Source organism: Phytobacter massiliensis JC163 (assembly GCF_000321045.1).
In the GTDB taxonomy this organism is placed as follows: domain Bacteria; phylum Pseudomonadota; class Gammaproteobacteria; order Enterobacterales; family Enterobacteriaceae; genus Phytobacter_A; species Phytobacter_A massiliensis.
The window spans coordinates 513,674-524,554 of record NZ_HE578947.1 but is presented as its reverse complement, the minus strand read 5'-3'; the positions used below and the strand labels follow the sequence as shown (position 1 = coordinate 524,554).

Below are 10,881 nucleotides of genomic sequence, written 5' to 3'. Positions count from 1 at the left end.
CGGTTGCGCAGGGCAAGCTGACGCTAAGCGTGCCGAAAGCGGTGGGGCGCTTTGTGATACATCCGCTGATGCTGGAGTTTTTTAACCGCTACCCGCAGGTCGATGTCTGCCTGCGGCTGGAAGACCGCGTACTGGATTTGATTGACGACGGCATCGACCTGGCGCTGCGCATCACCCATACGCCGTCGCCGGGGCTGTACGGCAAGCCGCTGATGCCTGTCCACCACGCTATCTGCGCGACGCCTGAATATCTGCAACGGCACGGCTGCCCGCAAACGCCGCAGGATCTGCGCGAGCACAGCTGTATTACCCTTGGCGAAACGCCTGCCGATTCACGCTGGAAGTTCCGCCGCGACGGTAAAACGGAGACCGTTCAGACCCGTGGCCGCTATGCCGCCAACCATACCGCCGTGCGGCTGGATGCCGTGAAACAGCATCTCGGTATCGGCAGCCTGCCCCTGTTTACCGCGCGTGAGGCGCTGGCAAGCGGCGAAATAGTGCCGGTACTGCCGGAATGGGAATTTATCAGCAGCTACTCCGGCCAGCTGTGGCTGCTGTGGTCAGGCAACAAACATATGCCCGCCAGAATGCGGGCGATGATTGATTATCTTAGCGAGAAGATGAAGCCGGCTTAAGGCAGCACAGCCATAGCGCGACGATCAGGAACCACGGGATAAACAGGCACAGGGCGAACCACCAGCCTGAACGGCCAATATCGTGCATCCTGCGGCAGCCAACGGCCAGCACCGGGACGATCATAATCAGCAACAGGATAACGCTGAGCGGCAACGCGAAAAATATAAAAACGCCGAACTGATAGTCGTACTGCATCACCAGCAACCAGACCGCGAGCGGTAACGCGACGATGGCCAGGTTAATAAGAAAAAAGACCAGAATTCCAACCTGCTGGCCATGCCGCTAAAATTAAAACCCTTCTTCCAGCCAAGAAGATAAGCTTGTCCATAAGTCATTGTTCTCTCCATGATAATGTGTGAATCCACTTTAGGCGGCGTCGCGTCGTTAAAGGCGTCATCGCCAGGCTACGGCGCCCTCGCAATCACTTCCGCCGCCCAGCGCTGGAATCCTTCCACATCAATACCCAGCGCCACCTGCGCGTTTGCCGGTTGCCCCAGTTTGCCTTCAATATCGACCATTGTCGTCCCGGACGTCCACTCCCCCTGGGTTTCCACCGCCACAAAACAGGGCTTAAGGGTAAAGATCTCCGGACGCGCCAGCCAGGCAATGGCGCACAGATCGTGCATTCGCAGCCCGCTGCTCATGCTGCCGCTACGGTAGTGGCTAAAGAGCGCGTGCAGCATTCTGCCGGTCTGGTTGAGCGTGGGTAGCGTGGCGAGATACTCCGGGGTCAGCACAGCCTGATTGGTGACATCCAGCCCGCACATCACAATCTCAAGCCCGCTCTGAAACACTTTCGCCGCCGCCTCAGGATCGATAGCGATGTTGAACTCGGCGTTGGGGGTAAAATTCCCGCGCCCGGCGGAGCCGCCCATGATCACCAGCCGACGAAGGTTGAACAGGCATTCAGGATAGTGGGTGATCAGCAGCGCGATGTTGGTAAGCGGGCCAATGGCAACCAGGGTGACAGGCTCCGGCGCGTGTATCAGCACATCGCGTATCGCCTGAAAGGCGGGTTTCTCCAGCAGTTGCCGCTGATGTTCGACAAACGTATACCCTTCCATACCGGACTCGCCGTGCACATAAGCCGCGTCTCTGAGGGGGCGCAGCAACGGCGTAGCCGCCCCCTGGGCAACGGGCAGATCCACATTCCAGAAATGAAGCAGCTGCAGGGCGTTGCGGGTGGTTTTTTCTACGGAGACATTTCCTGCGACCGTCGTCAGCAGTTGCAGATCCAGTTCAGGAGCGAACAGCGCGGCGGCGATAGCCGCGGCATCGTCAATGCCGGGATCGGTATCAAGGATGATGGGTAGACGCATTTTTTCTCCATAAAAAAGCCAGGCGCAGGGCCTGGCATTTTAGCAAACGGTGGCAGATGAAAGGTTATTCAACCTCACGAACATCCACACGCAGCTCTTTTGGCACTTCGAAAACGATATTCTCTTCGCGCCCTTCCAGCGGGATAGCCTCCCCGCCGCCCAGCTCCTGCAGGCGGGCAATAACGTTCTGCACCAGGATATCCGGGGCGGAAGCGCCCGCAGTCACCCCAACGCAGGCAACCGCTTTGACCCACTCTTCCTGGATATCGGTGGCGTCATCAATCAAAAACGCCGCCTTGCCCATCCGCTGCGCCAGTTCGGCCAGACGGTTGGAGTTGGAGGAGTTCTTTGAACCGACCACCAGCACCACATCCGCCTGTTCGGCCAGGGCGCGTACCGCTTCCTGGCGGTTGGTCGTGGCGTAGCAGATGTCATCTTTACGCGGCCCGACAATTTTCGGGAAACGCTCGCGCAGGGCGTCGATAACGTCAGAAGTGTCATCCACCGACAGGGTGGTTTGCGTCATAAACGAGAGCTTGCCGGCATCTTTGATATTCAGCGTCTGCACATCTTCCGGCGACTCCACCAGATACATCCCGCCCGCCGGGTTGCTGTACTGGCCCATCGTGCCTTCCACTTCGGGATGCCCGGCATGGCCTATCAGAATGGCCTCTTCGCCACGACGGCTGGCGCGGGCGACTTCCATATGCACTTTGGTCACCAGCGGGCAGGTGGCGTCAAACACCGTTAAATCGCGGCTTTTCGCCTCGTTACGTACCGCCTGGGATACGCCGTGGGCCGAGAAGATCAGGATCGCGCCGTCCGGCACTTCGCTTATCTGCTCAATAAAAATTGCCCCGCGCTCGCGCAGGCTGTCGACCACGTAGCGGTTATGCACCACTTCGTGACGGACATAAATCGGCGCGCCGTAAATAGCCAGCGCGTTTTCAACAATGCTGATAGCGCGGTCTACGCCAGCGCAAAAACCGCGCGGGTTGGCCAACAGAATCTGCATTTTACGCCTCCAGCGCCGGTTCAACTTCCAGCACGTCGATATCGAAATGAACGGTATGCCCGGCTAAAGGATGGTTAAAGTCAACGGTGATGGAGTCGCCATTGATTTCACGAATCACGCCAGGCATCTCGCTACCGTCCATGGCGGTAAAGAGCATGATTGCGCCGATTGAAGGCTCGCCCGCGTCCATAAATTCCCGACGCGAGAAGTACTGGATCAGATCGGGCGTTGAGACGCCAAAGGCCGCATCCGGCTCCAGAGAAAAGGTGGCTTTATCGCCCGCTTTCAGCCCCAGCAGATGCTGCTCCAGCCCTTCGGACAGGGAACCATCCCCCAGGCGAAACAGCGCCGGTTTGCCGTTGTTACGGGTAGACTCTGCGGTAGAGCCATCGTCGAGCTTTAAGGTGAAGTGCACCAGCACCGCACTGTTACTCTGTACTGATTTAGACATGCAGGTACAACCTTTATCACGGCGAAAGTAGTAGAGGTAGCCCGGATGCGGCATCACGCCTGGTCCGGGCTACCATTTTCAGGCCTGCTCTTTGACAGCGGCTTTCGGTAAAAAGCCTTCCAGCACAATCAACGCCGCGCCGACGCAGATAAAGCTGTCGGCAAGGTTGAAGGTGGCGAAATGCCAGTTACCGACATAAAAGTCGATCATGTCGACGACAAAGCCGTGCCACAGGCGGTCGAACAGATTGCCCAGCGCGCCGCCGATAATCATCGCATAGGCAATGTTGTTCAGCTTCTGAGACGCTTTTGAACGGTACATCAGCACCGCCAGCACCACGGAGATACCAATCGCGATACCTGCGAAGAACCAGCGCTGCCAGCCGCCGCTATCGGCGAGGAAGCTGAACGCCGCCCCATAGTTACGCGCATAATGCAGATTAAGCGACGGAAACAGCGGCACCGTATCCCCCAGCGCAAAGTGCTGGAGGATAAGGAACTTGCTGCCCAGATCGATAATCAGCACGACCACTACCAGCCACAACCAGCGTAGCCCTGTTGAAAAGATCGGTTTACTCATCAGGCAAACTTACGTTTTTCGCCGTCACCGGCGACGTTGCTGACACAGCGTCCGCAGATCTCTGCGTGTTCCGCTACCTTGCCAACGTCCTGAGTGTAATGCCAGCAGCGCGGGCATTTCTCACCGTCGGCCTTGCTTAACGCCACTTTCAGCCCTTTGAGCAGTTCGCTCTGCTGAGCATCGGTGGAAGCCTGCGCATAATCCGCAACTTTCGCACCGGAGGTCAACAGGACAAATCGTAATTCATCGCCCAGCGCCGTCAGCTTCGCCGCCAGTTCCGGCTCAGCATAGAGCGTGACCGCTGCTTCCAGCGAGCCGCCCACTTTCTTGTCGGCGCGCGCCTGCTCAATGACCTTGTTCACTTCGCCGCGGACTTTCAGCAGCTCGTCCCAGTAAGCGTCGTTCATGGCTTCGGTTTCCGCCAGCCCAAACAGGCCGTTATACCATTCGCCGGTGAAGACATACTTCTCACGCTCGCCCGGCAGGTAGCCCCAGATTTCATCTGCGGTGAAGGACATGATCGGCGCCATCCAGCGCACCAGCGCTTCCGCGATATGGTACAGTGCGGTCTGGCAGCTGCGACGGGCTACGCTGTCCGCTTTCGCGGTGTACTGACGGTCTTTGATGATGTCGAGGTAGAACGACCCCATTTCGATGGAGCAGAAACGCATCAGGCGCTGCACCACTTCGTGGAAATCGTAAGACTCGTAGGCTTTAACGATATCTTCCTGCGCCGCCTGCGCGCAGCCTACCGCCCAGCGGTCCAGCACTACCATCTCTTCCGGCTTCACCATGTCTTTGGCCGGATCGAAACCGCTCAGGTTCGCTAGCAGGAAGCGCGCGGTGTTGCGGATACGACGATAGCTGTCGGCAGCGCGTTTGAGGATCTCGTCCGACACGGCCATTTCGCCCGTGTAGTCGGTAGACGCCACCCACAGACGCAGGATATCCGCGCCCAGTTTGTTCATCACATCCTGCGGCGACACGGTGTTGCCGATGGACTTGGACATCTTGCGGCCCTGGCCATCAACGGTGAAGCCGTGCGTCAGCACCTGGCGGTACGGCGCTTTGCCTTTCATCGCCACGCTGATCATCAAGGAGGACATAAACCAGCCGCGATGCTGGTCGGAGCCTTCCAGGTACATGTCGGCGGCGTGACCGGCGAATTCCGGACGGGCGTCAACGACGGAGTAGCTGGTCGATCCGGAATCGAACCAGACGTCCAGCGTGTCCGGCACTTTGACGTAGTTATCCGCGTCGTCGCCAAGGATTTCGCGCGGGTCGAGATCCCACCACGCCTGAATACCGTCTTTCTCGACGTATTTGGCCACTTCTTCCATCAGTTCCGTGGTGCGCGGGTGCAGCTCTTCGGTGTCTTTATGCACGAACAGCGCCATCGGCACGCCCCAGGTACGCTGACGGGAGATACACCAGTCCGGGCGATTCGCTACCATCGATTCGATGCGCGCTTTCCCCCAGGCCGGGATCCAGCCGCTCAGGTTCTCTTTCGCCAGACCTTCCTGCTCAATGCGGTCGATCTCTTTGAGCGACTGAATGCGCAGACCTTTTTGATCCATGCTGACGAACCACTGCGGCGTGGCGCGGAAGATGATCGGCGTTTTATGACGCCAGCAGCACGGATAGCTGTGCTGCATTTTCTCAACGTGCAGCAGCGCGCCGCTTTCGCGTAGCATCTCGACGATGATGTCGTTGGCTTTAAAAACATTCACGCCGTCAAGCGTCGGATAGGTACCCGGCAGATACGCGCCGTCCGGGCCAACCGGGTTAGCGATTTCCAGGCCGTACTTCTGGCTGATGGTGTAGTCGTCCGGGCCGTGGCCGCCCGCGGTATGCACCGCGCCGGTACCGGCATCCAGCGTGACGTGGTCGCCAAGGATAGCCGGCACGTCGAAATCCAGGAACGGATGCTTAAAGCGCATCAGCTCCAGCTCCGCGCCTTTCACGGTGCCCAGCACGCTGTAATCAACAGCGTTGATACGTTTCATCACGCTCTCGACCAGATCTTTAGCGACGATCAGCGCCTGGCCGTCAATCTGCACCAGCGCGTAGTCAAACTCCGGCGAGAGAGAAATGGCGCGGTTCGCCGGCAGGGTCCACGGGGTGGTGGTCCAGATAACCAGTGAAACCGGGCCGCTTACCGCAGGCAGGTTGAATTTGCCTTTGATGGCGTCCTGGTCAACGGCCTGGAAGGCCACGTCGATAGACGGCGACGTTTTGTCGTAATACTCAACTTCCGCCTCCGCCAGCGCAGAGCGGCAGTCGACGCACCAGTGCACCGGCTTAGCGCCTTTGTGCAGGTGGCCATTGCCGATGATTTTACCCAGCGCGCGGATGATGTTGGCTTCGGTTTTGTAGTCCATCGTCAGGTACGGGTGCTGCCAGTCGCCCAGCACGCCCAGACGGATAAAGTCTTTGCGCTGGCCGTCAACCTGAGTCGCCGCATACTCGCGGCATTTAGCGCGGAACTCGGCGGCGGTGAACTTCTCGCCCGGCTTGCCAAACTCCTGCTCGACTTTCAGCTCGATAGGCAGCCCGTGACAGTCCCAGCCAGGCACGTACGGCGAGTCGTAACCCGCCAGGCCTTTGGACTTCACGATAATATCTTTCAGAATCTTGTTAACCGAGTGACCAATATGAATGCTGCCATTCGCATAAGGAGGGCCGTCATGCAGAATGAAGGTTTTTTTGCCTTTTTTAGCCGCACGGATGATGCCGTAGAGGTCATCATCGGTCCAACGCGCCAGCATTCCCGGTTCGCGTTTAGCGAGATCGCCACGCATCGGGAACCCTGTTTCCGGCAAATTCAGGGTTGATTTATAGTCACTCATCAGATTCTCGGTTCCGTATTTTTAACTCAGCCGTTAAGCCGGTTTTGTTAGCCCAAAAAATTCACGGGCCGTTAACTCATCTTTTGCGATTTGCGCCTTTAGCTCATCGAGCGAGGTGAATCGCTGCTCATTGCGTATTTTTTTACGCAGCACTACATCTATATGGCGTCCGTAGAGGTCCATTGCAATATCCAACAGGTGAACTTCCAGCTGCTGACGAACGCCGGCGACCGTTGGCCGGGTGCCGATATTGGCCACGCCGGGCAGTAGCGTATCGCCTAATCCTGCCACTTCAACCGCATAAACCCCTTTAACAGGGGAAACCTGACGGCGCAGCGGTATATTCGCCGTCGGAAAACCTATGGTGCGCCCCAGCGCATCGCCGTGCACCACCCGCCCTGAGATGCTGAACGGATGGCCCAGCAGCGCTTCTGCCAGCGTAAGGTCGTCGTCAGACAGCGCCTGGCGGACCGCCGTGCTGCTGACGCGAGCGCCGCCCGAGCAGAAGGTCTGCGTACTGGTGACGTCAAAACCGTATTTTTGCCCGGCTGTCTGTAATAACAAGAAATCCCCCTGGCGACCAGCGCCAAAACGGAAGTCGTCGCCCACGGCCAGAAATTTCACGCCGAGCTTATCCACCAGCAAATCACTCACGAACGCCTGCGCCGTTAAGGCGGCGAAACGGCGGTCAAAACGTACGCACAGTACGTAATCCACGCCGCACTGCGCCAGCAGGCGCAGCTTTTCACGCAGCCGCGTCAGGCGCGCGGGCGATTTGTCCCCCGCGAACAGTTCAAGCGGCTGCGGCTCGAATATCATCACCACGACAGGCAGTCCACGCGCGCGGCCCTCTTCGCAAAGCCCTTGTAAAAGCGCCTGGTGGCCGCGGTGTACGCCGTCGAAATTACCAATAGTCAGCACACACCCGTGCGGTGCCTGGCTGAGATTATGTATGCCGCGTATCAGCTTCATGTCTGGCTCAAAACAGTGAAAATCGCCCGAGTATACCTTGTACAACGGGCGACGTTAACCGACGATTGCCCCTGGCCGCCAGAAAGGAGAAGGATTTCATCACGCTGGCGTTCTTTGGGATGAAAAACTGCCCTACAGGGTGATTTTTTATCGTGGAAAAGCTGTATTCGAAGCCCGCAAGCTGGTAGAATCCTGCGCCATCACTACGTAACGTAGCGTCGTACACTAGCGGCGCTTATTTGCACAAATCCATTGACAAAAGAAGGCTAAAAGGGCATATTCCTCGGCCTTTGAATTGTCCACAATAGATCATATTTGGGAGTTGGACCTTGGCTAATATCAAATCAGCTAAGAAACGTGCCGTTCAGTCTGAAAAGGCTCGTAAGCACAACGCAAGCCGTCGCTCTATGATGCGTACTTTCATCAAGAAAGTATACGCAGCTATCGAAGCTGGCGACAAAGCGGCTGCACAGAAAGCATTTAACGACATGCAACCGATCGTGGATCGCCAGGCTGCTAAAGGTCTGATCCACAAAAACAAAGCTGCTCGTCATAAGGCTAACCTGACTGCGCAGATCAACAAACTGGCTTAATCGCCCGCTTGTTGTACTTTGTGAAAGAACCCGCGTAAAGCGGGTTTTTTTATGCCTGCGGCTAGCAGGCGATATCCAGTAATGACCGCAACGCCCGTCGCCCGCCCGAGGTAAATGTTACTTCCCGAAACCCCGGCGTCCGCGTAAGCCAGCCCTTTTTCTCAAAATATGCCAGCAGCAGCGCCCCCGCCTGCCCGCCAAGGTGAAACCGCCTTTCGCTCCAGTCCAGACAGGCGCAGCAGGGTTTGCGGGTTAATTTTCCCGCCACAGGCATACCCATTCCGGCAAAAAAGTCCGCGCCCGCTGCGGTAATCGCCGCACCGTCCTGTGTCAGCCAGTTTTTTTCCACAAGCGCATCATAGATAGCCACCGCCACTTCACCAGCGAGGTGGTCGTAGCAGGTACGGGCATGGCGCAGCGCCAGCGGGGTTCGCGTGACGGGTGGCGTGACGCGACGCCAGGAGACGCCCATCATCGTCTCTATCAACCGGGCGATATCCGGCCCGGCGAGACGATAATAGCGATGACGCCCCTGGGAAAGAAAGGTGACAAGCTGGCTTAAGACCAGCCGGTTGAGATGGCCGCTGGCGGTGGAAGCAGCGACGCCCGCTACCGCCCCCAGTTCTGTCGCCGTCCAGGACCGGCCATCCATCAGCGCACAGAGCATCTTAATACGTGAGGGATCGGCCATGGCGGCGGCAATCTCCGCCAGGGCCTTCTCTAAATGGCCGTCGTCGGCCAGCTGTTCAGGAGAGAGATGCATAGTTTGCCCAGGGTTCTGTCGCCTCGCAGGCGACGCTATGGTTATCGGTCACCAGGATGAGCCGGTTAGCGTGATCGCTGTACTGCACGACAATATTCACGCCCCGTTCCGCCAGCGCGGCGGCAATCGCCCCCAGTTCGCCGGGGCGCTCCTGTCTGAGCTTGCGGATTAGCGGCTGATAAAGCCCGGCGACCATAAAACCGTGCGCCTCCAGCACCGCTTTAGCTTTAACGCCCTCCTCTACCAGAAAATGCGCATGGGCTTCTTCCCGGCAGGTAAAGACGCCGCCGCCTTCCAGGCCCACGCCGTGGTTGCCCAGCGTTCGGCCCAGTCTTGCCAGCTCGCCCGGCGCGTTAGCTAAAATAACATGAATATCATACATATTCTTAGCCCCGCTCTGCTGAGGTGTATTCACGTTCAAGACGGGCGATGCGGATGTGGTAAGAAGAGAAAATAGCGTCGCGCCCTTCCGCCTGGGCGGCACGGTGGCACAGGTTCTGCCGCCACTGGGAGATAGCCTCTTCATCGCGCCACCAGGAGAGGGAAAGAATTTTTCCCGGCGTGGCGAGGCTCTGAAAACGTTCTATGGCAATAAAGCCATCAATATCGGCAAGTAGCGGCTTGAGTTCCGCCGCCAGTTGCAGGTAGCGCGCCTGCTGCGATTCAATGGCGTTCGCTTCAAAAAGTACGGCAATCATGGGTTATCCCTCTCGTTGATAAGAGGGATAACTTTATCGCGCGGGTAAAAACATACTTCGGCGCAGAGCGAAATATGGCGGGTCAGCTGCTGCGGAACAGCGCCGAGTAGTCGCGGTTACAGATACGCTGCACCGCAGGATGCTGGATCATGCGCTCGGCAAAAATAGCGTGATACTCCTCCATCACGTTATCTATCCGCCCAATTTCGGTGACAGCGTCATCGTTATATAAATCGTTCATATAGAGCGTGGGGGCGACAAAAATGGCGTTATGCGCCGCGCCGAACGCTTTCATCAGCGCCGCATCGTCAAACTCGCCGAGGATCTCCACCTTCAGCCCCTGCGAGTTCAACCAGTTCAGAATTTTTCGGCCCAGCATAGAGCGCCTGCCGGGGATCAGCAGACGCCGCTCCTCAAGGCAGGCGGGAAAGGGTTTCTCCGGCGGGTTCATACACCAGAAGCTGACGCTGCATTCGCCGATTTTCACTGAGAACAGCCCCTCCTGCTGGGTAGAATCGATGGGGCAGTCTGAGATGATCATATCCAGCTTATGCTGGCTAAGCTGCTCCAGCAGCATCTCATGGGTAGATTCAAAACAGCGCAGATGAATTTGTTCATCTTCAACGATCACGGCATCCAGCACGCCGCTCACCAGCCGTTTTGATAAGGCGTCGGCCACGCCAACGTCAAACAGCACGCTGGCCTCTTTGCGGTAGTTGACAATATCCAGCATCTCCTGGCTTAAGGTGAACATGCGATCGGCGTAGCGGAACACCAGCTCTCCCAGTTCGCTGGGCTCCAGCCCCCTTCCCTTACGCTTAAACAGTTTGCCCTGCAGGCGTTCTTCCAGCGCTTTGATCTGCCCGGTAATGGTCTGCGGCGTAAGATAGAGCGCCTCAGCCGCCCCAACCACAGACCCTTCCTTGTAGACGTGCCAGAAATAATAGAGATGGTTGTAATTAATATGCGACATGTTTCACTCCCTGATAAATGCCGGAGAGCCGTG

At 57.6% G+C, this 10,881-nt stretch carries 13 protein-coding genes and 1 pseudogene; 2 read left to right on the top strand and 12 right to left on the bottom strand.

From position 1 onward, the window contains the following. On the top strand, positions 1–635 hold a 635-nt coding region (locus tag ENTHG_RS16515), incomplete at its 5' end, for a substrate binding domain-containing protein (protein ID WP_044182032.1). On the opposite strand, the pseudogene ENTHG_RS16510 reads toward ENTHG_RS16515, so the two are convergent. The 8 genes and pseudogenes from ENTHG_RS16510 to ENTHG_RS26095 all read right to left on the bottom strand — a co-directional run bounded on the left by ENTHG_RS16510 (position 610) and on the right by ENTHG_RS26095 (position 8,047). Then, positions 610–971, bottom strand: a pseudogene (locus ENTHG_RS16510) (DUF805 domain-containing protein). The gene ENTHG_RS16515 and the pseudogene ENTHG_RS16510 overlap by 26 nt on opposite strands. 69 nt (positions 972–1,040) lie before the next feature. After that, on the bottom strand, positions 1,041–1,955 hold the full coding sequence (gene rihC / locus ENTHG_RS16505; RefSeq protein WP_044182029.1) for a ribonucleoside hydrolase RihC: 915 nt from the start codon (positions 1,953–1,955) through the stop codon (positions 1,041–1,043). A gap of 64 nt (positions 1,956–2,019) precedes the next feature. Continuing rightward, positions 2,020–2,970 carry a 4-hydroxy-3-methylbut-2-enyl diphosphate reductase gene (gene ispH, locus ENTHG_RS16500; RefSeq protein WP_044182026.1) on the bottom strand — a complete coding sequence of 317 codons (951 nt, stop codon included), beginning with the start codon at positions 2,968–2,970 and terminating at the stop codon, positions 2,020–2,022. 1 nt (position 2,971) lies between these two features. Further along, positions 2,972–3,421 carry an FKBP-type peptidyl-prolyl cis-trans isomerase gene (gene fkpB, locus ENTHG_RS16495; protein ID WP_044182541.1) on the bottom strand — a complete coding sequence of 150 codons (450 nt, stop codon included), beginning with the start codon at positions 3,419–3,421 and terminating at the stop codon, positions 2,972–2,974. A gap of 78 nt (positions 3,422–3,499) precedes the next feature. After that, the gene (lspA, locus tag ENTHG_RS16490; protein ID WP_044182023.1) at positions 3,500–4,000 is read right to left on the bottom strand and encodes a signal peptidase II; all 501 of its coding nucleotides are present in this window, start codon (positions 3,998–4,000) and stop codon (positions 3,500–3,502) included. Next, positions 4,000–6,849, bottom strand: coding sequence for an isoleucine--tRNA ligase (ileS, locus tag ENTHG_RS16485; RefSeq protein WP_044182021.1), 2,850 nt, complete (start codon positions 6,847–6,849; stop codon positions 4,000–4,002). The genes lspA and ileS overlap by 1 nt, the downstream gene beginning before the upstream one ends. 33 nt (positions 6,850–6,882) lie before the next feature. Beyond that, entirely contained in the window at positions 6,883–7,821 is a 939-nt protein-coding gene (gene ribF / locus ENTHG_RS16480) for a bifunctional riboflavin kinase/FAD synthetase (RefSeq protein ID WP_044182018.1), read from the bottom strand. Between the two features lie 7 nt (positions 7,822–7,828). After that, complete coding sequence (locus ENTHG_RS26095) at positions 7,829–8,047, bottom strand: DUF2575 family protein (RefSeq protein ID WP_071825892.1); 219 nt, start codon at positions 8,045–8,047, stop codon at positions 7,829–7,831. Positions 8,048–8,150: 103 nt separating this feature from the next. Between ENTHG_RS26095 and rpsT the strand changes: the two genes are divergently transcribed. Beyond that, positions 8,151–8,414 (top strand): 30S ribosomal protein S20, encoded by a 264-nt coding sequence (gene rpsT / locus ENTHG_RS16475; RefSeq protein WP_044182016.1) that lies wholly within the window; start codon positions 8,151–8,153, stop codon positions 8,412–8,414. A 61-nt stretch (positions 8,415–8,475) separates the two neighbouring features. On the opposite strand, the gene ENTHG_RS16470 is transcribed toward rpsT, so the two are convergent. From ENTHG_RS16470 to nhaR, 4 genes are all read right to left on the bottom strand, one after another. Further along, complete coding sequence (locus ENTHG_RS16470; protein ID WP_044182014.1) at positions 8,476–9,177, bottom strand: ArsR/SmtB family transcription factor; 702 nt, start codon at positions 9,175–9,177, stop codon at positions 8,476–8,478. Then, positions 9,161–9,559, bottom strand: a complete 399-nt coding sequence (locus ENTHG_RS16465) for an amino acid-binding protein (RefSeq protein ID WP_044182011.1) — start codon at positions 9,557–9,559, stop codon at positions 9,161–9,163. The genes ENTHG_RS16470 and ENTHG_RS16465 overlap by 17 nt, the downstream gene beginning before the upstream one ends. Positions 9,560–9,563: 4 nt before the next feature. Then, positions 9,564–9,875, bottom strand: a complete 312-nt coding sequence (locus ENTHG_RS16460) for an antibiotic biosynthesis monooxygenase family protein (protein ID WP_044182009.1) — start codon at positions 9,873–9,875, stop codon at positions 9,564–9,566. Positions 9,876–9,957: 82 nt separating this feature from the next. Continuing rightward, on the bottom strand, positions 9,958–10,848 hold the full coding sequence (nhaR, locus tag ENTHG_RS16455) for a transcriptional activator NhaR (RefSeq protein ID WP_044182007.1): 891 nt from the start codon (positions 10,846–10,848) through the stop codon (positions 9,958–9,960). Positions 10,849–10,881 lie beyond the last annotated feature (33 nt).